We start from the raw sequence: 24,697 nt of genomic DNA, 5'->3' as shown, positions 1-24,697 counted from the left end.
CGCCAAGTGCCGTGGCGCAAAATTTGATAATTCATTTGCCAACCCAGGGTTATTCAACGCTAAACAGTTACCATGGCTTATCCAATGTCGAGGCTCCTTATGAGCTGTACCCGCCGTAAAATTGATCACCTGCGCTTGCATATTCCGCGGTTTGACTGCATTCCCGGCTGTCACGATTGCTGTGGGCCTGTTACGGCTTCCTCGGAAGAGATGTCGCGACTGCCGCATAAAAGCGATGCCGAACACGAGGCCGCGTTGGAGGCGCTGGACTGCGTGCATCTAGGACCCCAGGGCTGTGAGGTGTATGACCAGCGGCCGTTAATCTGCCGGTTGTTTGGCACCACACCACGCCTGCCATGCCCCCACGGGCGTGGTCCGCAGGAGCCGATTGATCCGCAGGTTGAGCAGCAGGTGCACCACTTGATTGCGACCACGCGCCAGGTTCTGGTTTAACCGGTTTACTCGGGAATCGGCAAAGTGAGGCTCTCTTTGACCTCCTCCATGACGATATAACTCTTGGATTCGCGAACGTGGGGCAATTTGAGCAGGATATCGCCCAGCAGCTTGCGGTACGACGCCATCTCATTAATTCGTGCCTTGACCAAGTAGTCGAAGTCGCCCGATACCAGATGACATTCCAGCACGTGCGGCAGTTTAAGGACCGCACGGCGGAACTCTTCAAAGGTATCGCCAGACTTGTAATCCAGGCTGATCTCGACAAATACCAGGAGGCTGGCTTTAAGGTTCTGCGGGTTGAGGCGGGCGTGATAGCCCATGATGATGCCTTCGCGCTCAAGCCGACGAACCCGCTCAGTGCAAGGGGTGGTCGATAAACCTACGCGTTCGCCAAGTTCGGTAAAGGAGATGCGGCCATCCTCTTGCAGGATACGCAGGATGTTGCGGTCAATCTTATCCAGATCGCGGCGGGATTGATGCTGGGTGCGCATATGAAATACTCCTCCGTCCAAGCGGGTTTTTACGAGAGTTATTACTAAATATAGGCTTATGTTTAGTTAATTGCACTGCTCGATGATTCCTATACTAGCCGCATCTACTCTCATGATAAAAAACGCCAGTGCATAGTCTCGGCGAGGAGAAAAATGATGCGGGTTCTGGTTCTCGGTAGTGGTGTGATTGGCACCGTCAGCGCTTATTATTTGGCTCGTCAGGGTTTCGAAGTGGTCGTCGTTGACCGTCAAGATGGCCCTGCGCTGGAGACCAGCTTCGCCAACGCGGGCCAGGTATCACCTGGCTATGCATCGCCATGGGCTGCACCGGGTGTACCGCTTAAAGCTATCAAGTGGTTGCTGCAAAAGCACGCGCCGTTGGCCATTAAAGCCACCGCAGACGTGGATCAGTACCTGTGGATGGCGCAAATGCTGCGCAACTGCACGGCCAGCCGTTATGCCGTAAACAAAGAACGCATGGTGCGCTTGTCTGAGTACAGCCGCGATTGCCTCGACGAGTTGCGGGCTGAAACCGGCATCGCGTACGAAGGCCGTAGTCTCGGCACCACGCAACTGTTCCGTACTCAGGCGCAGGTGGATAACGCAGCGAAAGACATCGCCGTACTCAAGCAGTCGGGTGTGCCCTATGAGCTGCTCGATCGCGAAGGTATTGCCCGCGTTGAACCCGCCTTGGCCGGCATTACCGACAAACTTGCTGGGGCATTGCGTTTGCCCAATGACCAAACCGGTGACTGTCAGATGTTCACCACCAAGCTGGCCGAGATGGCGCGCAATATGGGTGTTGAGTTTCGCTTTGGGCAGAACATTCAACGCATTGAGGCCCTGGGTGACCGTATAAACGGCGTGTGGATTGATGGCAAGCTGGAAACCGCTGATCGCTACGTACTCGCCCTTGGCAGCTTCAGCCCGCAGTTGCTCAAGCCCCTGGGCATTCGTGCGCCCGTTTACCCGCTCAAGGGTTACTCGCTGACCGTGCCTATTGTGAATCCGGACATGGCGCCGATGTCGACCATTCTTGATGAAACCTACAAAGTCGCCATTACCCGTTTTGATCAGCGAATCCGGGTGGGTGGCATGGCCGAAATTGCCGGTTTTGACATGAGTTTGAACCCGCGTCGACGTGAAACCCTGGAAATGATCGTGGGTGACCTTTATCCACAAGGCGGTGATCTGGCTCAGGCTGATTTCTGGACCGGTCTGCGTCCAGCTACACCAGACGGCACGCCGATTGTCGGTGGCACCCGTTTTAGCAATCTGTTCTTGAATACTGGCCACGGCACCTTAGGCTGGACCATGGCGTGTGGTTCTGGGCGTTTCCTCGCCGATACCATGGCTTCCAAGCGGCCTCAGATCAGTGCTGAAGGTTTGGATATTTCTCGTTATAGCCGTTCCAAGGAAGCCGAAAAACATGGCTCTACAGCGCCTGCGCACTGAAACCCGTCACAGCGAAATAGTTATCCACAACGGCACGGTCTATCTGGCCGGCCAGTTGGCAGATGACTACAGCGGCGACGTGGTTGAACAAACCAAGCAAACCCTGGCCAATATCGATTTGATGTTGGGCGAGGCGGGCACGGACAAGCGCCAGATTTTGTCCGTGACCATTTACCTTAAAGACATGGCACGTGATTACGCTGGCCTTAACCAAGTATGGGATGCATGGGTCGCGCCCGGCACTGCGCCGGCGCGCGCGGCGGTCGAGGCCAACATGTACACCCCGGATGTGCTGGTTGAGATGACCGTAATTGCGGCTCTGCCTTAATCAGGCCCCTGATCTGCAACAGTCATGTGTCACCTTCTAGCCCAGCCCCCGCTGGGTTTTTTTTAAGCCATGTGCCCTCGAACAAGAAGCTCAATTTATGCGACCAGCCCGTGCTCTGATTGATCTAAACGCTCTGCGCCAAAACTACCGTCTGGCCCGCGAAATCTCTGGGGCCAAAGCATTGGCCGTGGTTAAGGCCAATGCGTATGGGCATGGCGCTGTGCGCTGTGCACAAGCGCTGGCTGACGAGGTCGATGGGTTTGCAGTGGCCTGTATTGAGGAAGCGCTGGAACTGCGTGAGGCGGGCATCCGTCAGCCAATTTTATTGCTCGAAGGCTTTTTTGAAGCGCAAGAACTGGCGTTGATCGAGCAGCATCAGTTTTGGTGTGCGGTGCACTCCATGTGGCAACTGGAGGCGCTGGAGCAAGCGAATATCGGTCGACCGCTGACCATTTGGCTCAAGCTGGATTCAGGCATGCACCGGGTGGGCCTGCACCCTGAGGAATACAAAGCGGCTTACCAGCGCTTGGTAAACTGCGCTCAGGTCGAGAAGATCGTGCTGATGAGCCACTTTGCCCGTGCCGATGAACTGGACTGCGAGGGCGTTGCCGAGCAAGTTGCGGTGTTTACTCATGCCCGGGAAACGCTTGATGCCGAGGTCAGTATGGGCAATTCTCCGGCAATACTGGGGTGGCCAGATTTACACAGTGACTGGGTGCGCCCGGGCATCATGCTTTATGGCGCAACGCCTTTTGAGCGGGTGCATAACGTCGCCGCACAATTGCAGCCGGTTATGACCTTGGAATCGAAGATTATCAGTGTGCGCGAACTGCCTGCCGGTCAGCCGATTGGCTATGGCGCGCGCTTTATTACCGAGCGGCCAACCCGAGTGGGTGTGGTTGCCATGGGCTACGCCGACGGTTATCCACGTCACGCGCCCACGGGCACGCCGGTGATGGTCGACGGCAAGCTGAGTCGTCTGATAGGTCGTGTTTCGATGGACATGCTGACGATTGACCTGACGGATCTGCCGGGTGCGGGCCTTGGCAGTCGCGTTGAGCTATGGGGAAAACAGGTGCTAGCCAGTGATGTTGCCGCCTTTGCCCAGACCATTCCCTACCAGTTGTTTTGCAATCTGCGCCGCGTGCCACTGCTCTATCTTGAGGGTTGATAAGGGATTGTGCTGGCCTAATCATTCAGCTGGGCAATATTTAGGCACAAACTGTTGTAAATACTGAACGCTATTGCCATGATACGGCCTCATTTTCCGTATCTTCCCGAGGGGGACGCAAGCATTGGACGTCGGTGTACGACTGCAATCCATCCGTAAATTAAAAGGCCTTTCCCAGCGTGAACTCGCTAAACGAGCGGGCGTCACTAACAGCACTATTTCGATGATCGAGAAGAACAGCGTAAGCCCTTCGATCAGTTCATTGAAAAAAGTGTTGGCGGGTATCCCAATGTCGCTGGTTGAGTTTTTCTCCCTCGACGTGGATCAGGACAGCAACACTCAGGTCGTTTATAAAGCGAATGAGTTGATTGATATCTCTGACGGTGCCGTGACCATGAAACTGGTCGGCAAGGCGCACCCCAGCCGTGCCATTGCCTTTCTCTCAGAAACCTATCCGCCGGGCTCCGATACGGGCGATGAGATGCTTAATCACGAAGGTGAGGAAGCAGGGATCTTGGTTGAAGGTCGTCTGGAACTGGTAGTCGGAAGTGAGACCTACACCCTGGAGAAGGGTGATAGCTACTACTTCGAGAGCAGTAAACCGCACCGATTTCGTAACCCGTATGATGAGCCTGCCAAGCTGATCAGTGCGACAACGCCGGCCAATTTCTAATTAATCGCTGAAAAGGACGTACGCGACCTTTTCAGGGAACATCAGGCCCTTCGGCGGTGAAAACGGGCGAAAATGCAGGGATTACCAAGGTGAGCGCAAGCTGCGGCATTTTGATGTGTTTCCGCTTGTTGGGCTTCTCGTTATACTTAGCCCCCGCTCGCGAAACCGTGGCCGCGGGCGAACCAAGCCACGATGAGGGTGTAAGCGTGAAAATGATTAAAAAAATGCTGGTTGCTCCTGCAGCCGTATTAGCTATTTGGGCAGCCTCTGCCCATGCAGCAACTGATGATGCAATTGCTGCACGTTTGAAGCCAGTGGGTGAAGTTTGCGTCCAGGGCGAAGAGTGCAAGGGTATTGAAGTAGCCTCTGCCGCTGCTGGCGGCGGTGCCAAGACACCAGATGACATCATCGCAGGGCATTGCGGTGCTTGCCACTCGACTGGCGTACTGGGTGCTCCAAAAATTGGTGACACTGCTGCTTGGAAAAAGCGTGCAGATGAGCAGGGTGGCATAGACGGTCTTTTGGCCAAAGCCATCACCGGTATCAACGCCATGCCGCCGAAAGGCACCTGTGGCGACTGCTCGGATGACGAGCTGAAAGCGACCATTGAGAAGATGTCAGGCCTCTGAGCCGGTAACGTCTGAAAACAAAAGAACCGCCTGAAGGCGGTTTTTTTGTTTTTATCCTTCGGGGCGTATTTCTGTTGCGGGTATAGTCGAACGGGAGTGATCAGCAAAGCGCAAGGAGTGCTTGATGCCGCAACTGTGTTCGATTGATGACGCTGTAGAGCGAGTCCTGGACGAAATTGACGGGCCAATACACTTGGGCCTGCCGCTGGGGCTGGGCAAGCCCAACACATGGGTCAATGCGCTGTATCAGCGTTGCAAGCAGTTGCCTGAGCGCGAGCTGAACATTTACACCGCTTTATGCTTGGGTCGCCCCCAGGCTGAGCAGGGTCTGCAGCAGCGGTTTTTGCAGCCATTCCTGGAGCGGGTATTTGCGGATTATCCCGAGCTGGACTTTCTTGACGACCTGCGCCGGGGCGATCTGCCCGCGAATATACGGGTCGAGCAGTTCTTTATGCAGCCCGGTAGCCTGCTGCATAGCGATGTGGCGCAGCAAAGCTACGTCAGCAGCAATTACAGCCACGCCGCCCGCGATATCAATGCCCGCGGCCTCAATGTGCTTGCGCAGCTGGTTGCCTGTGACCCGCAACGTCCTGAGCACTTCAGCCTGAGCTGCAACCCAGACATCACCCTCGATATTCTGCCGATGCTGGACAAGCGCCGGGCCAATGGCGAGAAAATCCTTTATCTGGCTCAGGTTCACAGCCAGTTGCCGTATATGCCGGGTGATGCAGAAATCGCCTGTGAGCGCTTTGATATTGTCTTGCAAGACACAGAAACCAGCGAATTGTTCTCCACGCCCAATATGCCCATCAGCGTGCAGGATCATTGCATTGGCATGCACGCCAGCACGCTGGTGCGCGACGGTGGCACGTTGCAGATTGGGATCGGCTCGATGGGCGATGCAGTAACCGCCGCCTTGCTCGCGCGCAATAGCGATAATAGCCAGTACCAGTCGCTGCTAAATGCGCTGAATTGCAGTCACGATTGGCAGCAATGGGTTGATCAGGTCGGTGGCACTGACGTTTTTGCCGATGGCTTGTACGGCTGCAGTGAAATGTTCGTCAACGGCTTGCTGGTATTGGCTGACGCCGGAATTATTCGCCGGGCGGTTTATCCGGATTTGCTGGTGCAGCAACTGGCATCTGCCGGTGCGTTGGATACCCAAGGCCGCCCGCACAGCATTCAGGCGCTGCTTGATGCTGGATTGGCATCCAGGCTGGATGAACAACGCTTAGCTGAGCTGCAAGATTATGGTTTGCTCGACGCTGCAGTCGGCCTCAATGAAGGGCAGTTGGAGTTGCCATCAGCCCTTGAAGTGCCCGCGGACTTGGCAGACCCCAAAACCCAGCAGGCCCTCGCCACCTATTTGCGTCCGGCTAAGCATGCAACTGTCGTTCACGGTGGCTTCTTTCTGGGGCCGCGTTCGTTCTACCAGCGCCTAAATGAATTGAGCTTGGAGCAGCGTGAGCGCTACGTCATGACTGGCATCTGCTACATCAATGAGCTTTACGGTCAGGAGCAGTTGAAACGCTTGCAGCGCCGTGATGCACGTTTTATCAACACAGCCTTTACCATGACCTTGATGGGCGCTGCAGTGTCTGACCAGCTCGAGAACGGTCGCGTGTTGAGCGGCGTTGGAGGGCAGTACAACTTTGTCGCCCAAGCTCATGCCCTTGAAGGTGCACGTTCAATATTGCTGCTGCGCAGTTGGCGCGAGTCCGGGGGTGAGGTGCGCTCCAATATCGTCTGGGAATATGGCCACAGCACAATTCCCAGGCATTTACGTGACATCGTTGTGACCGAGTATGGCGTTGCCGATTTACGCGGCAAAACCGATTCGCAGGTGATTGAAGCATTGCTCACTATCACGGACTCGCGCTTCCAGGCCGAGTTGATTGAACAGGCGCAAGAAAACGGCAAACTGGACAAGGCGTTCCAGCTTGATCAGCGTTTTAGCAATAACCTGCCCGAACGTCTTGAGGCATTGAAGGCCGAGCACAGCAACCTGTTCGCTGAGTTTGCTTTGGGTTGCGACTTCACCGCGCAGGAGCGCGACTTGTTGCGCGCATTGACCTGGCTTAAACGCAAATTCAAGCTTTCTGAGATTTTGCGGTTAGGTAAAGCCACCCTTGAGGCGCCTGAGCCAGAGGCCTATATCGAGCACCTGCAGCGCATGGATCTGGCTAAGCCTGATGGTCTGCGTGAGGAGCTTTACCAGCGCTTGTTGCTGGCAGGCTTGCAGGCCACGCAAGACTAAACAATGGCGCACTTTAATTGTGCGCCATTGGTTGCGCAGGGTTACTCGAGGAAGCTGACTTTGCCGTCTGCCAGAGAACTGATGCGGGCCAGAGATTCCACGCGGAAACCTTGCTCGTCCAATTCGCTGCGGCCCGCCTGAAATGACTTCTCGATCACCACGCCAATCCCGGCGATGCTCGCGCCCGCTTGTTGGATTACATCGATAAGCGCCTTTGCTGCGCGACCGTTGGCCAGAAAATCGTCAATCACCAGCACGTGATCATCGGCGGTCAGGTGCTTGGCCGACACCGCGATGGTGCTCTCGGTCTGCTTGGTAAAGGAGTAGACCTTCGAGGTCAGCAGATCGTCTTTGAGCGTCAGCGACTGGTACTTGCGGGCAAAAATTACCGGCACCCCCAGTTCCAGGCCGGCCATTATCGCGGGCGCAATACCGGAGGCTTCGATGGTCACGATCTTGGTGATGTTCTGATCGCGAAAACGAACCGCGAATTCATGGCCAATCTGTTGCATCAGTTTGGGATCAATCTGATGGTTCAAAAAGGCGTCGACCTTGAGTACTTGCTCTGAGAGGACAATGCCTTCTTCGCGAATTTTTTGTTTCAGCGCTTCCACGCAATAGCCCTCATGTAGTGTGAAACCCAATCTGTGTTGGGATATTTGCCGGTTGTCTGGCGGATAAAGCCAACAACTGACGATGGTTAACCGCCTATTTTTTCAGCATTGCCCTTAGGTCCGCTAGTGCCGCGTTGCCACGGGCCGCTTTAACTTCAACTGGCGCCTCTTCCAAACCTTCCCACTGCAAGTCTTCGGGCGGCAATTCGTCGAGGAAGCGGCTGGGTGTACAGTCGATTATCTCACCGTATTGCTTACGCTTTGCGGCGAAGGTAAAGGCCAGTGTTTCCCTTGCGCGGGTAATTCCAACGTAGGCCAGACGGCGCTCTTCTTCAATGGTGTCGGCTTCAATGCTGGAGCGATGCGGCAGGATCTCTTCTTCCATGCCGATGATGAATACGTAGGGAAATTCCAGGCCTTTGGAGGCGTGCAAGGTCAGCATTTGCACACCATCGGCGCCTTCCTCTTCCTCTTGCTGACGTTCGAGCATGTCGCGCAAGACCAACTTGCCGATCGCATCCTCGATGGTCATATCGCCTTCTTCGTCGCGCTCCAGCGTGTTTTTCAACGCCTCAATCAGGAACCAGACATTGCCCATGCGTGCATCGGCTACTTTGTCGTTGGAAGCATTTTGGCGCAGCCAGTTCTCGTAATCGATGTCCATGACCATGCTGCGCAGTGCCGCGATGGGGTCATTCTGCGCGCATTGCTGGCGCACGCCATCCATCCAGCGGGTAAATCGCGCCAAGCGGTCGGTAAAGCGGCTGTCGAGGTGCTCGCCAAGGCCCAGCTCACCGGCCGCCTGATACATGCTGACTTTGCGCTCGGTGGCGTAGTTGCCCAACTTTTCCAGGGTCGCCGAGCCAATTTCGCGGCGCGGTACGTTAATCACCCGTAAAAAGGCGTTGTCGTCATCCGGGTTTACCAGCAAGCGGAAGTAGGACATCAAGTCCTTCACTTCCTGACGGGCAAAGAAGCTGGTGCCGCCGCTGAGGCGGTAAGGAATCTGGTGGTGCTGGAGTTTGAGCTCCATCAGCTTGGCCTGATAGTTACCCCGATACAGAATTGCAAAATCGTTGTAGGGCCGATCCGTGCGCAGGTGTAGGGTGAGAATTTCCATGGCGACGCGCTCGCATTCGGCATCTTCATTGCGGCAGCGAATCACGCGAATTTCATCGCCAACGCCCATCTCACTCCAGAGTTTCTTCTCGAAGGCGTGCGGGTTGTTGGAAATCAGGATGTTGGCGCATTTAAGGATACGGCTGGTCGAGCGGTAGTTCTGCTCAAGCATGACAATCTTCAGCGACGGGTAGTCTTCTTTGAGCAGCATCAGGTTTTCAGGGCGCGCACCGCGCCAGGCATAGATCGACTGGTCGTCGTCGCCCACCACGGTGAACTGGTTACGGCTGCCCACCAACAGCTTGACCAGCAAATACTGGCTGGCGTTGGTGTCTTGATATTCATCGACCAGCAAATAGCGAATGCGGTTTTGCCACTTTTCCAGAATGTCCGCATGCTCCTGAAACAGCTTTACCGGCATCAGGATCAGGTCATCGAAGTCGACAGCGTTATAGGCTTTTAAGGTGCGCTGGTAATGCAGGTAGACGATGGCCGCGGTCTGCTCTTTGGGATTGCGCGACTCGGCCAGTGCCTGATCGGGCAGAATCAGGTCGTTCTTCCATGAGCCGATGTAGTTTTTGATCTCATCGATGCCGTCATCGCCGGCGTACTCTTTTTGCATGATGTCACTGAGCAACGCCTTGATATCGCCTTCATCGAAGATCGAGAACCCCGGCTTGTACCCCAGACGAGCATATTCCTTGCGGATAATGTTCATGCCCAGGTTGTGGAAGGTCGAGACTGTCAGCCCGCGTGCTTCTGGACCTTTGAGCAGGGTGCCGACCCGCTCTTTCATTTCGCGCGCCGCCTTGTTGGTAAAGGTCATGGCGACAATATGCTGAGCGCGAATGCCGCAGTTTTGCACCAGGTGGGCAATTTTGCGGGTGATGACGCTGGTCTTGCCGGAGCCTGCACCGGCGAGCACCAAAAGAGGGCCGCCGACGTAGTTCACGGCTTCCTGCTGCCGGGGGTTCAGTCGGGACATTACAGTTATCACGTGGAGAGTGGGCGCGCATTTTAGCAGGCTCAGCGCTTTATGCCTTGACCATCTGGAAGTGTGTGTTAGTGCACGGAGTTAGCGCAGGCGGGCTTGGTTATTTTGCTATTTGCAGTAATCTGCGGACGCGCGGTTGTACACAGTTTTGCCAGTACATTGATGTCAAAACGACATCATCGGTCGGATGAATTGATCAAAATCAATCGAGCTCCGCCTTAACCGGTCTACCTCATGGGTAGACACTTGTCGACAGCTCGACTTTAGAGCAGGATGCGACAGCGCAGCAGGGATGTGCGGACTAGACGCCAACAAAGGCGCATTTAGCGGAGGAACCGCTGCATTATTTTTGTTTTTGGGGAGGTTGTTTGTCTGCGTTCGTCGAGCCCTTAACGCTGATCCTGCTTGCCGAGGATTCCGCCTGGCCTGCGTTGTTGCATGAATGCCTTCAGCCAATGGATGGGGCATACTCGCTTATATCCGCACCCTCGTGGGACATTGCGCGGAGCCTGCTCGGCAACCACGCCAACACTGTTTTGCTGACCACACTCAGTCATCAGCCAGCAATTGGCAGTTGTCCGCTGCCGATTATCTTGTTGCTTGAGCAAGAGCCTGGCGATGAGCCGCAAGGCATCAACGACTGGCTGGTCCGCTCTCAACTCACCCCGCATGTGCTGCGCCGTTGCCTGCGTTATGTGCGTGAGCAGGGCTCGCTCAAACACACCCTTAATCGTTTGGCTGAGCAAGATGCCTTGACCGGTATTGCCAATCGCCAAGGCTTTCAGACCTTGCTTTCCGCACGTTTGGCGGCTGCCGAGAGTCGCGGGCTGGCGCTGGGCCACCTTGATTTGGATAACTTTCGCCACGTAAACGACGCCCTGGGCTTTCAGGCTGGGGATAACTTGATCCTGCAAGTGGTTGCGCGGCTCAAGTCGATCCTGCAGTCGGGCGATCAACTGGCGCGCCTGGGCAGTGATGAATTTGCTTTGCTGCTGGACACCCGGCGTGATGCGCAGCGTGCCGAGCGTTTCGCCGAGCGCCTGACCGAAGTCCTGGCAGAACCTTATTGGGTGGATGGTGAGAGCTTGATGCTTGGCTGTAGTCTGGGGATCGCCCATGCTCGCGCCAATGCCGGGCCTGACCCATTGATGTGGCATGCGCACATTGCAATGCAACAGGCCAAGAATCATCAAGGCTGTACCTCCTATATCTATGATGAGCGGATCAACCACAATGCGCGTAGTCAGGCAGACCTCGAAAGTGAGCTGCGTCGGGCACTACGCCGTGATGAGCTGGAGCTGCATTACCAGCCGCGTTTATGCTTGAAGACCGGCGCTATTGTCGGAATTGAGGCGTTGGTGCGCTGGCGTCATGCAACCCGTGGCCTGCTTGCGCCCAATGAGTTTGTTCCGTTGGCCGAAGAAAGTGGACTTATCGTGCCGCTTGGTTATTGGGTTATTTCCCGCGCACTGCGTGATATGCAATGGCTACGTGGTCGGGGATTAGCGCCGCTGCATATGGCGGTCAACCTGTCGTTTCGCCAATTTCAGGACAGTCAGCTGCTGCCAACGCTTAAGCGCTTGATCGATGAGCGCGGGATTGATGCGCAGTGGCTGGAGTTTGAGCTGACCGAAACGGCCATCATGCGCCGTAGCGATCAGGTGCGACAGACCATGTTGGCGCTGGGGGAGTTGGGCGTGCGCTTCTCACTGGATGACTTCGGAACCGGGTTTTCGTCGTTCGTTCACCTCAATAGCCTGCCAATCACCCTGCTTAAGATCGATAAAAGCTTTGTTGGCGGCATGTGTGATCGCTCGGAGAATCGCTTGCTGGTGCGGGCGATGATCAACCTGGCGCACAATCTCAACTTGCAAGTGGTCGCCGAGGGTGTTGAAAACACTGAGCAGCTGGCCATGTTGCGTCAATTTGGTTGCGATCAGGCGCAAGGCTACCTAATCAGCAAGGCGATTCCACTCAGCGAGCTGGCAAAGTTTCTGGTTTACGGCGTGCGGAATATCCTGCCGAGTATTGGCCAGAAAAACTAAGGGGCTGTGCGGCAGGCTTGCAGGTTGTCTTTTTCAAGCATTCGTGCGGTCTTCCACTCAAAACCCAGGCTCAGGCTGATCGCTGCACAGGCCAGGCCGCCGGCTAAGCCCCACCATACGCCGGCCGCTCCCCAATTGAAGACAAATGTCAGGGTCCAGGCCATGGGGGCGCCAATCAGCCAATAGCAGACGAGACCGGTGTAAAAGGTGGTTTTGGCGTCCTTGAGTCCGCGAATCGCGCCCATGGCGATGGTTTGAATCCCGTCGAACAGTTCGAACCAAGCGGCAATGGCCAACAGGCTAATGGCGAGTGCGATAATCGATTGAAACGCTGGGTCGTCGCGGTCGAGAAACAAGCCGATCACCCATTGCGGTGCCAGCCAGAACAACAAGGCAAAGCCGAGCATGCAGGTTGCGCCGAACATGATCCCCAGCCGGCCACTGCGCCGCGCTTCGAGCAGGCGGCCAGCACCATAATGCTGGCCAATGCGAAAGGTCACCGCATAAGAAATACCGACCGGCACCATAAAGGCGACATACACCGATTGCAGGGCAATTTGATGCGCGGCCATCTGCGTGCTGCCAAGCGCACCCATGCACAGTGCGGCAAAGGCAAATAATCCCGACTCAACCGCGTAAGTGCCGCCAATGGGCAAGCCCAGGCGAATGAGTTCTTTGAGTGCTTGCCAGTCGGGTTGCCATAAGCCGCGTTGCAAGGGATAGGCACCGTAGGCGCTGTGATGCATCACATGCCTGGCCAAGAGCATGGCCATGGCGCTCATTACAATAGCAGTGACCAGACCGATGCCAGCCAATCCCATCGGTGGCAGACCCAACCAGCCCTTGATAAGCGCGTAGTTAAGAATGAAGTTGGCCAGCGCGCCGCCAATGCTGATGGCCATGACCGGCCCAGGGCGGCCAATCGCACTGGTAAAGCCACGCAGCGCCATAAACGTCATATAGCCGGGCAGGGCGAATACCACGGTCGAGAGAAAGTGCATGGCACGTTCAACGTTTTCAGGTGTTTGTTGAGCATGCTGCAAGGCTGGCTCAAGGTTCCACAGTATCAGGCCTGCGAGCAAGGCCAGGCCCCAGCCCATCCATAAGCCGTTCTGGGTCAGGCGAGTGACACCTGCTGCATCGGCCGAACCGTGACGAATGGCCACCAAGTTCCCGACCGCCCCAATGGCACCGACGCAGAAAATCGAAACAAATGAGTAGCATGCTGCGCCGAGCCCGCCGCCTGCCAGCTCTTCCGGGCCAAGCAAGCCCATCATCACGGTGTCGGTGAATACCATCACAACATGCGCCAACTGGGCCGCGATCAGCGGGCCAGACAGGCGCAGTATAGCCAGCAGTTCAATACGATTAGGGCTCGACATTCTCGGGTTCTTTAGAAAAGTGAATAGGGTTTGCCAGCGGTGCCATCTGCAAAGCGACTGCTGCGAAATGCGCTCAGATCCAGTGAAGTTTGGCCCTGCGTGACCCATTGCATGATCAATTGCCCAACGATTGGACCCATGGCAAAGCCATGCCCACAAAAACCAGTTGCGATCAGCAGGCCCGGAATCTGGCTGGGTGCATCGAGGATGGGAATACCATCGGGTAAGACGTCGATAAATCCGGCCCAGCTCTCAATTACACGAACCTCATGCAGCGCTGGAAAAGCTCTGGCCAAGGCTTTCTCTGCGGCTAGCACGCGGCTTGCTTCGGGTCTGGCATGGGGGGCACGCTCGCCCAGCACCTTGTTTTCGCCGCGCAGGCGGAGTTTGAGGTCGTGCAGCAGCGCGCCATTGAGGTGGAAACGGAAACTGCGGTGGTGCTCGGGCAAAAGGGGCAAGTACCAAGAGGCTCCACGCATAAAGTCGAGGTTCAGGTCGATGTCAGCCTGCGCTTCATCCGCCAAGTTGAGGCTGCCGTCAGCGCGCTGGCGAATGCCAATCCCATGGCCGATAAAGCTGCAACCGCCTATATCCGGTACCGGGCTGGTGCGCGACACTGTGCTGCGCAGTGCTTGCTGGGGAATGTCCAGCCCAAGTGGGGCCAGCAAGCGCCAACTGCTGGCGCCTGCAGCAATCAGTACCCGTGAGGTTTTTACATAGCCGCGCTCGGTTTGCACGCCACTTATGGCGCCGGCCGCGCGCTCCACGGCGGTGACGCCGCAGCCTTCGGCAAATACAACACCAGCCTCGGCGGCGCGTAATGCATAGCCCGGTGCGACGCGGCGGGGTTCTGCCTGGCCGTCACTGGCGGTGAATAATCCACCTTTGGCCGGATTGGCCAGCGCCGGCAGTTTAGCGGCAACTTCACGGCTGCTGAGTAGCTGGGTGTCGAGACCATGACTGGCGGCGACATCCAGCCAGTCATGGTATTGGCGGAGGTGCTCTTCATTTTCGGCGAGGTACATGCAGCCGCCCTGGCGCCACTCCAAAGGTAACTGCAACTCATGCTCAAGCTGCTTCCAAAGCTCAATGGATGCCATCATCAGCGGCACCTCGCTAGGATCGCGCGCTTGTTGACGCACAAAGCCCCAAGCCCGCGTCGATTGCTGGCTGGCCAGCCCGGCTTTATCACAGACCAGCACCGACAGACCCTGCTGGCGCAGGTAATAGGCACTCGCGCAGCCCATGATGCCTGAGCCCGCAATGACGATATCGACTTCGCTTGGCAACGCCGCTGCTCGGCTGATAGCGGGATGAAGCGGGTAGCTGCCATGTGACATAAAAGGGCGCCCGGCTGAGTAATTAGGCATGCAGTATGGGAAATGGCGGCGGCTTACTGCAAAATGAAAATACCTCTGCCTAGTATGAGTTTTAGTCATCCATGAGCCGTAAGCTAGCGCCCTTGTATGCACTGCGTGCCTTTGAAGCCGCTGCCCGTCATTGTTCGTTCACTCAGGCGGGTGAGGAATTGGCCATCACCCAAAGCGCGGTGAGCCGGCATGTGCGCACCCTGGAGGAGTATTTCGATTGCCGCTTGTTTGAGCGTAACGGGCGCAGTCTCAAACTGACTGAGCCCGGTCGTACATTACTTCCCGGCTTGCGTGAAGGCTTTGATGCACTGGAGCGCTCATGTGCACCTTTGCAGGCGGATGATGGAATATTGCGTCTAAAAGCGCCGTCGACCCTGACCATGCGTTGGCTGTTGGCCCGGCTGTCCCGGTTTCGCGCGCACAATGATGACATTGAGGTGCAGTTGACCAGCGCATGGATGGATGTCGACAAAGTCGATTTCCTGCATGAGCCCTTTGATTGCGCCGTACTGTTGAGCACGGGCAACTTTGCCGACGACTGGGAGAGTGAATTGCTGTTTGCCGAGTGGCTCATTCCGGTCTGTGCACCGGATGCGGCGGCCAAAGGTGCCTGGGATCTGGCGCAACTGCAACATGCCGAGTTGCTTCATCCCACGCCGGACCGGCGCGATTGGCGTCAGTGGTTGCAAGCAATGAACCTCGCTGAGCAAGTGCCGTTACGCGGTGGACAAGTGTTCGACACCTTGGAGCTGGGCATGGTGGCCGCCGCACGCGGTTACGGTGTGTCGATCGGCGATCTGGTAATGGTCGCCGAAGACGTTGAGCAAGGGCGTCTCGGCTTGCCTTGGCCGGCAGCGGTGCCAAGCGGTTGTAGCTACTATCTGGTATGGCCCAAGGCTCGGCGCAACCAAGAGCGTTTTAAGCGTCTGCGTGACTATCTGGTCAGCGAAGTGGCGGCCATGTGTTTGCCGCAGGTCGCGTGGATTAAATAAACGGATAAACAGTACTTAAGTTCTGCGGCTGCACGCCGACTAAGCCGATATCGCGGCGTTGCCTTTAGTGATTTGAGGGCGCGGCAGCATTGGTTTGCTTCGGAGCTTTTTATGAATCCATCCCGTTCCTCCATCACTCGGCAACTTGCGTTGGCCTTGGCGATTATTCTGACCGTGTTGATTAGCCTCAGCACAGTATTCGCTTTGCGCTCTCTGAGTGACGCCAATGTGGCGATCCGTGAGGAGCATTTGGCCAGCGAATCTCGCTTGATGGCCGATCAACTGACGACCTTTAATACCAGTTTGCTGGAGAGTACCCAGCGGCTGGCGGGTTTATTTGAAAAACGCTTCAGTTCGGGGATGACCATCAAGCCCGACGAGCGCGTCGATGTAGTGGGTATGCAAACGCCAGCGCTTTATGCTGACGACGAACGACTGAACAATGCCTTTGAACGGGTTGATGAGTTTAAAAACCTCACCGCTGGGGTGGCCACGGTATTCGTCCGTGACGGCACAGAGTTTGTGCGCGTGACCACCTCACTCACCAAGCAAGATGGCAGTCGGGCCATTGGCACCGTACTTGACCACAACCATCCTGCTTACCAGCGCCTGTTGCAGAACCAAAGTTACGTAGGCCGCGCATTGCTGTTTGATCGCGCTTATATGACCCAATACACCCCCGTCACCGATGGCCAGGGTCAGGTGATTGCCGTGTTGTTTGTCGGCTTTGATTACACCGATACGCAAAACAGCCAGTTTTCTGCGCTTAAGGATTTCCGCATCGGCAAGGCGGGTTCTTTGGCGATCTTCGACACGAGCGGTAAGTGGCTGGTTGCCCCCTTCGCTGCACAAAGCGCGGATTCAGCGCCGGCGAAACTGATCGAACACGCGGCAACGCCTAGCCAAGGCATGATCTGGAATGACGGCCAGCAAGACTTTTACAGCGTGACTGCACCTTTTACCGCTGGCGGCTGGCAAGTGGTTGCAAGCATGCCAATGGCTGAGATTCAGGCCGTGACCTGGTCGCTTGGCTGGCAGTTGGCGATTGGTAGCCTGATCGCGCTGGTGTTGGCAGTTGCCGCGGTGATCTGGCTGCTGCGTCGTAAACTGCAGCCACTTGGCCAGCTTGTTAAACAAGCGCAGGCGTTGGGCGCCGGTGATTTGAGTGCGCGCTCGACGATCAAGGGCAATGATGAAATCAGTGACCTCGCCGCGAGCTTCAATAATATGGGTGAGGCGCTGGCAAGCATGGTCGCGCGCATTCGCAGTTCAGCACAGGCTGTGAGCAGTCGTGCTCAGGCCTTATCTGGGCTTTCCAGTGGTGCCTATGAAGGTATCGAGCAGCAATCGGGCGAGATCAGCAGCATGGCCGGTGCCGTTGAGGAGTTCAGTGCGACGTCCTTGGATATCGCCGATAACATGCGCCATACCGAGCGCCTCGCCAACGACAACGCCAAGCAGACAGATATCGGCAGTAGCTCGATGGATGAAGCCTCAAAGGCGCTTGAGCAGATTGCACGCTCGCTGGACGGCACCTCGACAGTTATCAACAGCTTGGGCCAACGTTCGCAGGAGATAGGCGGGATTGTCAGCGTGATCACCTCGATTGCCGAACAAACCAATCTGTTGGCATTGAATGCGGCGATTGAAGCTGCCCGCGCCGGTGAACAGGGCCGTGGCTTTGCCGTGGTCGCCGACGAAGTTCGCAGTCTGGCCGGCCGGACCCGCGATGCAACGACGCAGATTTCCAGCATGATTGGCAGCATTCAAACCGAAACCGCCAGCGCCATCAGCACCATGGAGCAAGGCCAATCCTTGATGAGCGCAGGCCTTCAACTCAATACACGGGTGGTTGACGCGCTGGCGCAGATTGCCGAACAAACCCGCCTGGCGGGTGATCAATTCGCCTCGATCACCACTGCAACCACCGAGCAAAGCAGCACCGCAACGGCGCTGAGCAGCAACCTGCAGAGTATTGCCTTGGCCAACAGTGAGCAGCATCAAGTGATCGCCAACCTGGCAGAGACCGCCCGCGAACTCGATGGTTTGGCTGGCGAGTTACGCGATGAAGTGGGCCGCTTTCAGTAACGGCTTCAACTCTGCCCATGGCCGCGGTATTGCATCGCCTCGGCCAGATGCTGGCGGCTGATCCCACGCTCGCCCTCTAGGTCAGCCAGGGTTCGGGCGACTTTCAGCACCCGGTGAGCGGCGCGTAGGGATAAGGCCAAGCGTTCGCAGGCATTTTCCAGCCAGCGTTGATCATCCGCCTGCAGCGGGCAGTGCTGGCGCAGGCCCGCCAGATCAAGAAATGCATTGGCGCAGCCCTGGCGCTGCATCTGGTGTTTGCGCGCGCGGGCGACCTGGGTGGCGCTGATTGCGGTTTCACCCCCTGTGCTTTCAGGCACATGTAAAGCCGTGGCTTCGCGGGCCACTGTGACCTGTAAATCAATGCGGTCGAGCAATGGCCCTGAGAGCTTTGCCCGGTAGCGTTGAATCTGCTCGCTGCTGCAACGACAGCGGCCGCTGGGGTCTCCAAGAAAACCGCAGGGGCATGGGTTCATGGCTGCAACCAGTTGGAAGCGAGCCGGAAAGCGCACCTTGTCGCGGGCGCGAGCAATCACAATATGGCCGCTTTCCAGGGGCTCGCGAAGAACTTCGAGCACTTTTCGGTCAAATTCCGGTAATTCATCAAGAAATAGCACGCCGTGATGGGCGAGCGTAATTTCTCCGGGTTGAGGACGGCTGCCACCACCGACCAGCGCCGGGCCAGATGCACTATGGTGCGGGGTGCGAAATGGTCGTTGCGGCCATGCCGTTAGCGGGGTATGGCTGGCGACCGAATGAATGGCGGCAACTTCCAGTGCCTCCTGTTCATCCAGAGCAGGTAAAAGGCCGGGCAGGCGACTGGCAAGCAAGGTCTTGCCAGTGCCGGGTGGTCCGCTAAAGAGTAAATTATGCGAGCCCGCCGCCGCGACGATCAATGCACGTTTTGCCGCCAGTTGGCCTTGGACTTCAGACAAGTCTGGATAGGGCAAGGTTTGGCGCAGCAGGCCTTGTGATTGGTAGGGCTCAATCACCTCCAAGCCATTGAAGTGCGCGGCCAGTTGCAGTAAATGGCTGACCGCGATCACCTTTAAACCAGAGGCAAGGCTGGCTTCTTCAGCATTGGCGTGGGGTACTACAAGCGCTCGGCCTGTGGCTCTTGCCGCCAGCGCCGCAGGCAATACGCCCTGTACCGAGCGGATTTCTCCAGATAATGCCAGCTCTCCCAGGCACTCGATGTTATCCAATGCCGGCGCCGGGATTTGCCCGCTAGCTGCCAGGATGCCCAAGGCAATGGCCAGATCAAAGCGACCGCCGTCCTTGGGTAAATCGGCCGGCGCCAGATTGAGGGTGATGCGCCGCGCAGGGAATTCAAATGCACAGTTGAGGATGGCGCTGCGGACCCGGTCTTTGCTTTCTTTTACTGCGGTTTCCGGTAAACCGACCAAGGCCAGTGAGGGCAAGCCGTTAGCCAAGTGCGCCTCGACGGTGACGGCGGGTGCATCTACCCCGACTTGGGCACGGCTGTGGACTATGGCCAGCGACATGCTTCACTCCTTGAAACTCGATGCATCGCTTCCTGCGATAGAGCGAGAGTAACAGGTTCGGCCGACGCGACACGCAGGCGGCTAGTTGGGTTTTCCTGAGTTGAGAACGATAAAAAACGGAGCCCAAAGGCTCCGTTTTTTATTGCCGAGTTCGAATCAAAACTTCACGCGCACCCCGACCGTGCCATTTACCGCGGTGCTGTCGCCGAAGTTATTCACGGTTGAATCGACCGAGAGTTCGCCGTACAGCGACATATGGTCTTGGTTCCAGTTATAGCTGCCGCCAACACCGAGGCCGGTCCAGAGTCGTTCTGGACGATTGTTGAACTTCACGTCGGCAACATCCACTTGCGTGCCATCGAGGAACTCGTAGTAGAGGTTGCTGATTGCGTAGACATGGCTGCGGCGGATTTGGTTGGTGTCATCCAGCCAGCGGCTGTCGTGATCAAGGGAAAGGCCGATGCGTGAGCGCAGGCTGTCGGCATCGTCGAGGGAGGCTTGGGTGTTGAAGGCATCGGTAAAGCTGTCGAAATCCACATGGGAGTAGATCAACTGCGCTTGGGGCGTCAGGGTCAGATTTTCGTTGAGTTCGACTTGCTTGCCGCTCTCCACCGAGAAGGCGTAGCCAAAGCCTTTGTTGTCCGCCGCTAACTGGCGATCAGTTTCATCGGAATCGATGTCGGTTTTGTACCAAGTCGCCGAGGCTTGCGAGTCAAGATAAAAGCCATTGTCCTGCAGCCAGGTGAGGGTTAAACCGACGCCATAACCGCGGCTGTCGAGAGTGCCGTCACCGAAGAATGACTCAACCTGCGATGCCGATGTGCCGTAGTGTGCATTCACGCCGCCAATCAGCTTGTTGCCGTATTGATCCTCGTTAAGCAGAGCATCGAGCCCGGCCTGCATTTTCCAGCGATTGGTTACCGAGTCAGTATCGATGGTCCCCGCATTGGGACGGCTACGTTGATAGGTGCCCTCAACGCGAGCCCAGGATGCGCCGTTCTCAATGTAGCTTTGTTCGCCATCAACTGTTGCAGTGGTGTTGCTTTGAGCTACACCGCTGGCGGCATTCCAGTATCGGTTACCGACCCTTTGCTGCAGGGTTGGTAAACCGTTCATGTCGAGCAGGGCTTGACCATATTGCTGGTAGAGCGGAGCAGCAGGACTGTAGCGCGGCGACGACGGAACTGTGGGCGCCGTGGGTTGGCTTGGGGGTGCGTCCTCAATTGTCGAATTGAGGTACCAGTCGCCGTCTGCTGCCTGGTTCAGGGTATAGGCGTAGGCGCCGCCAACAATCGCTTGGCGATTGTCTTTGGTTTGAATATCTCCATTGAGGGAGAAGGCTCCTGCAGAGTTGCCGTTCACCTGCACCACGTCGATGCCGGTGCGGGTCAGTGAGCCCGTGCCACCAAGGTTATTGATACTGATAGTGGTGTTGCCCGTTGCGTTGCCGTCAACCACCAAGCTGTCGCTGGGTGAATTGTCATCGCCAAGGACGCTGTCGATTTTCAGGCTGGCGTTTTGTCCGTGGTAATCGCCTGACGCACCATCGGGGTTGCTAGCAACAACAAAGCGATTCCCCGCGCTGTTGTTTTGCAGGTCAATGCGGCCGTGGTTGTTGAGGTCGCCCGTGACTACGAAGGTCGGTTCAGCGGTGCGTACAGTGGCGCCCTGATTAATGACCAAGCCGCGCTCCATTGCATCATCACTCCCGCCAACGGTGAGGCCTGAGCTGCTGAAGGTGATCTGAGTGCCCGGGTCGAGAACCACCTTTTCCCAGTTTTGCAGGCTGTTTGCCGCGACACGTTGATCGCCACCGGCAAAGGTCAGGATGTCACCGCCACCTTTCAGATTGTCGTAAACCCCACCGCCGCCATCGAGGCTGCTTACGCCTGCAATATCTGCACTGGCATCAATGTTTGCGCGGTCGGCGCCCATGCCCAGAAGGATCTGGCCGCGGGTGACACTGCCGGATAGCAGCCGTATTTGGTCAGCGCCGTCGTGGGTGAGGATGTCGCCATTGACCGTGCCGGCGCTGGTGATGGTGCTTGCGCCGCTGCCGTCTAAAATGGCGACCCCGGAGGCCGCGCTCACCTTGGCAGTGGCGGCTAAGTCAACGCTGCCACTGGCTTCGGTGCTGGTTTTGATGCCAGCGCCTTTGCCACTGCCGCCCAGCAACTCACCTGCGACATCAACGGTGTAACGCTGATCGGCTGAAACGGCTTGCGCCACCAGCGCCGATGCATCGTCCCCGCTGGCCTGAACACTGGCCATTGGTCCTTGGTTAACGCTTACATCACCACTAATCGAGTAGCCATACAGGCCGTGGCTACCATTGCCGGAGGTGCTGACCGTACCGCCAGTCTGGTTGATGCTGCTGTTCCCTGACCCGGTCGCTTCAGCCAGAATGCCGTGGCTTAACTGCTGGAAATCACCGGTGCCGCTGGTGGTGACAGTGCCGCCAGACTGGTTGATGGTGACATTACCCTTGCTCAACGGATCGCTTTGCGCGAGCAAGCCGACGGCGCTATTACCTTGAGTGGTGACGCTACCACCGCTGAGATTGATGATGCTGTCGTTATCGATCCGGCTGGAGGCATCGTTATTGGCTTGAACCGCGATCCCTTCTGCCTCTTCGCCGAAGGTGGTGATGCTGCCGCCACTCATATCGACTTGGGCCACACCTGAGCCGCCGCGAACCAGGGCAAATGCACCTTCGGAGTCATAGCCGCTGTCAGCTGTGCCGGTGGTAATACTGCCGTTGCCGATTTTGATCAAGGCGTCACCGCGGTTGTTTTGCACGCGCAGGGCATCGGACCGGTCTCCCGCCGTGGTGAGGGAGGCGCCGGGCGTATTGAATACAATTGCCGAGTTTTGACCGTTGTCGGTATCGCCGCCGGCGACGTCGATGATTACATTGGCGCCATTGCCAACATAAATGCCCTCGCTGTTGTCGCCGCTGACCCTGATGTCGACCTGTTCCCCGGTAATAACCACCGCGTTACCTTCGCGGTTGGCCACAATGCCAAAGCCTTCCGATCGGCTGCTGAGGTTGTTCAGCTCGATGCGCGAGCCTGGCGTGCCGCTGACTTCTATCGCCCGGCGGACCACCTCAAGCAAGGTGTCGCCTTGTACCTTTATCGTTGCGCCATTGGCTGCGCGTAGACCCCGCTCAAGTGGCACTGCTGGTTTGAGTGCTCGCGCGCCAGCAGCATTGCCCGAGGCGGCGTCGAGGTTACCGTTAAGCAAAATGCTACCGCGATTGGCGTCAAGTCCGAGGGCGTCAGCCTGGGTGGTGATCAGGCGGGTATTTCCGCCCACAGTTATTGAGCCCATCCGTTCAGGCTCGGTACTGACTGAACGTAGAAGTTGCCCGGTTTCGGTGCCGTCTGCGCCGTTCAGGATGCTGGTGAGATTACCCTCGATACTCAAGGTCGCATTACGGGCATACACCACTGCGCGATTGCCATTGGGCGTGCTCGGCAACACTTCGGCAGTGACATCTGACGCGGTGAGTATCTGCGAGCTGTTGGCGCTGCTGCGAATGGGCACATTGTCAGTGTTGGAGGCGAAACGGCTGTCTGCACTGGTGCAGATCGAGCCTTCGGTGGCGCCAACCCCGTTGCGGGTAATACAGGCTGCATGGGCACTGTTGGTACCGCTGACCGATAGAACTAACAGGGCGCTGAAAGAAGCGCTTTGCAGAGGCCAGCGTTGCCGCCCCGCACGCAAGATAAATGACGGAATAGACAAGCTGCTTCGGGTGGTCCGCTTCATGATCGACTTCCTTTGTCGTAACCTTCGAGGCGCATCAGGGCCGCAGAAATCTATCTGCATGGAAGGCCTGATGTTGAGGGTTGATCTTATCCGGGGCACCAATGCTCAACGGGGGCTAGCAAGAATTGTTTAGATTCTTGAGCCTTCATGAGAGGGGCGTACCCCGGCTACTTAGCCGCGGGCTATTGATTGAATGGCAGGCACGCAAAGACCCGCGTCGAGTGGCTGTTGGCCATCGATTGAGTGGGCAGGAGAGGATTGCTTAGCGCAGCACGGCCAGCTGTGCGACCAGGTAGGTGGCCGCTCTGGCTTATTCTTGCCCGGACTCTGGTGCGACAGGTGTTGCTGAAGGACTGCTGGCTTCGAGTTCGAGCACTTTGGCTTCGAGTGCCTCTAATCGTGCACGGGTACGAGCCAAAACCACCATCTGGCTGTCGAATTCTTCACGACTCACCAAATCCAACTTGCTGAATCCGCTTTGCATCAGTGCTTTGAATTGCGCTTCGAATTCAGCGCGTGGCAACGGCGTATCGCCATTGAACAGGCGTGAAGCGCCAGCGGTGAGGGCGTCGAGCAGAATTTTTGGTGGCAACATGACGAGCTTCCAATAGCGGTAGGCCGAAAGTGTAACACGCAGCGTCGCAGGCACTGTCTCCGAGGTCTGCACGATTATTGCGCGCCATGGTCCATGGCAGCGCACCATTATTGGGCGTTAAATCGATGCAAATTCAGCCTTTTGGCCCGTTCTAGGACCTAAGTACCTGAAATAAAGCGGCTTTAGCATGTTTGGCAAGCTTTCTGCTTAGCTCCTGATGAGACATGCACTGATGCGGTAGTCGGAGCACTGGAGTGTTTCGTCAGGAGCGGTTGGTGGGTATTGGTATTGCCGAGTTAGAGCAGTCAATGCATTACAAAAGCCAGACACTGCGCTTAGACTTGAGCCGGGTTTGCAATTCCTGGGGCAAGTCCACCTTACACGGGAGAGAGTTACATGAAGCTAGTTACTGCCATCATCAAGCCGTTCAAGTTGGATGACGTCCGTGAGTCACTGTCGGAGATCGGCGTGCAGGGCATCACTGTTACCGAAGTCAAAGGCTTCGGTCGCCAGAAGGGCCACACCGAGTTGTACCGCGGTGCTGAATACGTAGTCGACTTTTTGCCAAAAGTGAAAATCGACGTGGCCATCGCTGACGATCAACTGGATCGCGTCATCGAGGCCATCACTAAAGCCGCCAACACCGGCAAGATCGGTGACGGCAAAATTTTCGTAGTCAATCTCGAACAGGCTATTCGTATCCGTACCGGCGAAACCGATACCGACGCGATTTAAGCCCCAAAAAAACCAAACCCCGCCCCA

At 56.7% G+C, this 24,697-nt stretch carries 19 protein-coding genes; 11 read left to right on the top strand and 8 right to left on the bottom strand.

Annotation, left to right across the window (positions count from 1 at the left end; genetic code table 11):
• The first annotated feature begins 99 nt into the window (after positions 1-99).
• Positions 100-453, top strand: a complete 354-nt coding sequence (locus AACY09_RS14290; protein ID WP_339488961.1) for a YkgJ family cysteine cluster protein — start codon at positions 100-102, stop codon at positions 451-453.
• 5 nt (positions 454-458) lie between these two features.
• Here AACY09_RS14290 and AACY09_RS14285 read toward each other — a convergent pair whose 3' ends face one another.
• The gene (locus AACY09_RS14285) at positions 459-947 is read right to left on the bottom strand and encodes an Lrp/AsnC ligand binding domain-containing protein (RefSeq protein ID WP_339488959.1); all 489 of its coding nucleotides are present in this window, start codon (positions 945-947) and stop codon (positions 459-461) included.
• Between the two features lie 156 nt (positions 948-1,103).
• Between AACY09_RS14285 and dadA the strand changes: the two genes are divergently transcribed.
• The 6 genes from dadA (at position 1,104) to AACY09_RS14255 (ending at position 7,460) form a co-directional block, all read left to right on the top strand.
• Entirely contained in the window at positions 1,104-2,402 is a 1,299-nt protein-coding gene (dadA, locus tag AACY09_RS14280) for a D-amino acid dehydrogenase (protein WP_339488958.1), read from the top strand.
• Positions 2,377-2,730 carry a RidA family protein gene (locus AACY09_RS14275; protein ID WP_339488957.1) on the top strand — a complete coding sequence of 118 codons (354 nt, stop codon included), beginning with the start codon at positions 2,377-2,379 and terminating at the stop codon, positions 2,728-2,730. Before dadA ends, AACY09_RS14275 begins: the two co-directional genes overlap by 26 nt.
• Before the next feature lie 97 nt (positions 2,731-2,827).
• A complete protein-coding gene (gene alr / locus AACY09_RS14270) occupies positions 2,828-3,901 on the top strand; it encodes an alanine racemase (protein WP_339488956.1) in 1,074 nt (357 codons plus the stop codon).
• Positions 3,902-4,025: 124 nt separating this feature from the next.
• Entirely contained in the window at positions 4,026-4,574 is a 549-nt protein-coding gene (locus AACY09_RS14265) for a cupin domain-containing protein (RefSeq protein ID WP_339488955.1), read from the top strand.
• A gap of 206 nt (positions 4,575-4,780) precedes the next feature.
• Positions 4,781-5,203, top strand: coding sequence for a c-type cytochrome (locus AACY09_RS14260; RefSeq protein WP_339488954.1), 423 nt, complete (start codon positions 4,781-4,783; stop codon positions 5,201-5,203).
• A 124-nt stretch (positions 5,204-5,327) separates the two neighbouring features.
• Entirely contained in the window at positions 5,328-7,460 is a 2,133-nt protein-coding gene (locus AACY09_RS14255; protein ID WP_339488953.1) for an acetyl-CoA hydrolase/transferase C-terminal domain-containing protein, read from the top strand.
• 41 nt (positions 7,461-7,501) lie between these two features.
• On the opposite strand, the gene AACY09_RS14250 is transcribed toward AACY09_RS14255, so the two are convergent.
• Together AACY09_RS14250 and rep are read right to left on the bottom strand one after the other, a co-directional pair.
• Complete coding sequence (locus tag AACY09_RS14250) at positions 7,502-8,074, bottom strand: xanthine phosphoribosyltransferase (RefSeq protein WP_339488951.1); 573 nt, start codon at positions 8,072-8,074, stop codon at positions 7,502-7,504.
• 94 nt (positions 8,075-8,168) lie between these two features.
• On the bottom strand, positions 8,169-10,178 hold the full coding sequence (gene rep / locus AACY09_RS14245; RefSeq protein ID WP_339488949.1) for a DNA helicase Rep: 2,010 nt from the start codon (positions 10,176-10,178) through the stop codon (positions 8,169-8,171).
• 377 nt (positions 10,179-10,555) lie between these two features.
• Here rep and AACY09_RS14240 point away from each other — a divergent pair, with 377 nt between their 5' ends.
• Complete coding sequence (locus AACY09_RS14240) at positions 10,556-12,232, top strand: putative bifunctional diguanylate cyclase/phosphodiesterase (protein ID WP_339488947.1); 1,677 nt, start codon at positions 10,556-10,558, stop codon at positions 12,230-12,232.
• Here the strand turns inward: AACY09_RS14240 and AACY09_RS14235 are convergent.
• Together AACY09_RS14235 and AACY09_RS14230 are read right to left on the bottom strand one after the other, a co-directional pair.
• Positions 12,229-13,614 (bottom strand): NorM family multidrug efflux MATE transporter, encoded by a 1,386-nt coding sequence (locus AACY09_RS14235; RefSeq protein ID WP_339488945.1) that lies wholly within the window; start codon positions 13,612-13,614, stop codon positions 12,229-12,231. The genes AACY09_RS14240 and AACY09_RS14235 overlap by 4 nt on opposite strands.
• An 11-nt stretch (positions 13,615-13,625) precedes the next feature.
• Positions 13,626-14,954, bottom strand: a complete 1,329-nt coding sequence (locus AACY09_RS14230; protein ID WP_339488943.1) for an NAD(P)/FAD-dependent oxidoreductase — start codon at positions 14,952-14,954, stop codon at positions 13,626-13,628.
• A gap of 101 nt (positions 14,955-15,055) precedes the next feature.
• Between AACY09_RS14230 and AACY09_RS14225 the strand changes: the two genes are divergently transcribed.
• Positions 15,056-15,976 (top strand): LysR substrate-binding domain-containing protein, encoded by a 921-nt coding sequence (locus AACY09_RS14225; RefSeq protein WP_339488942.1) that lies wholly within the window; start codon positions 15,056-15,058, stop codon positions 15,974-15,976.
• Positions 15,977-16,087: 111 nt separating this feature from the next.
• Positions 16,088-18,064 carry a methyl-accepting chemotaxis protein gene (locus AACY09_RS14220; RefSeq protein WP_339488940.1) on the top strand — a complete coding sequence of 659 codons (1,977 nt, stop codon included), beginning with the start codon at positions 16,088-16,090 and terminating at the stop codon, positions 18,062-18,064.
• A gap of 5 nt (positions 18,065-18,069) precedes the next feature.
• Here the strand turns inward: AACY09_RS14220 and AACY09_RS14215 are convergent, their stop codons facing one another.
• The 3 genes from AACY09_RS14215 to AACY09_RS14205 all read right to left on the bottom strand — a co-directional run bounded on the left by AACY09_RS14215 (position 18,070) and on the right by AACY09_RS14205 (position 23,935).
• Positions 18,070-19,566: a YifB family Mg chelatase-like AAA ATPase gene (locus AACY09_RS14215; protein ID WP_339488939.1), complete on the bottom strand. Its 1,497-nt coding sequence runs from the start codon at positions 19,564-19,566 to the stop codon at positions 18,070-18,072.
• Between the two features lie 156 nt (positions 19,567-19,722).
• On the bottom strand, positions 19,723-23,340 hold the full coding sequence (locus AACY09_RS14210; RefSeq protein ID WP_339488938.1) for an autotransporter family protein: 3,618 nt from the start codon (positions 23,338-23,340) through the stop codon (positions 19,723-19,725).
• Between the two features lie 310 nt (positions 23,341-23,650).
• Entirely contained in the window at positions 23,651-23,935 is a 285-nt protein-coding gene (locus AACY09_RS14205; protein WP_339488937.1) for an accessory factor UbiK family protein, read from the bottom strand.
• Between the two features lie 396 nt (positions 23,936-24,331).
• Here AACY09_RS14205 and glnK point away from each other — a divergent pair, with 396 nt between their 5' ends.
• Positions 24,332-24,670, top strand: coding sequence for a P-II family nitrogen regulator (glnK, locus tag AACY09_RS14200; protein ID WP_003096476.1), 339 nt, complete (start codon positions 24,332-24,334; stop codon positions 24,668-24,670).
• Positions 24,671-24,697: the final 27 nt, after the last annotated feature.

The organism is Pseudomonas sp. EL_65y_Pfl2_R95 (genome assembly GCF_963971045.1).
In the GTDB taxonomy this organism is placed as follows: domain Bacteria; phylum Pseudomonadota; class Gammaproteobacteria; order Pseudomonadales; family Pseudomonadaceae; genus Aquipseudomonas.
The sequence above is the reverse complement of the archived record's forward strand: the minus strand, read 5'-3'. Positions and strand labels throughout refer to the sequence as shown.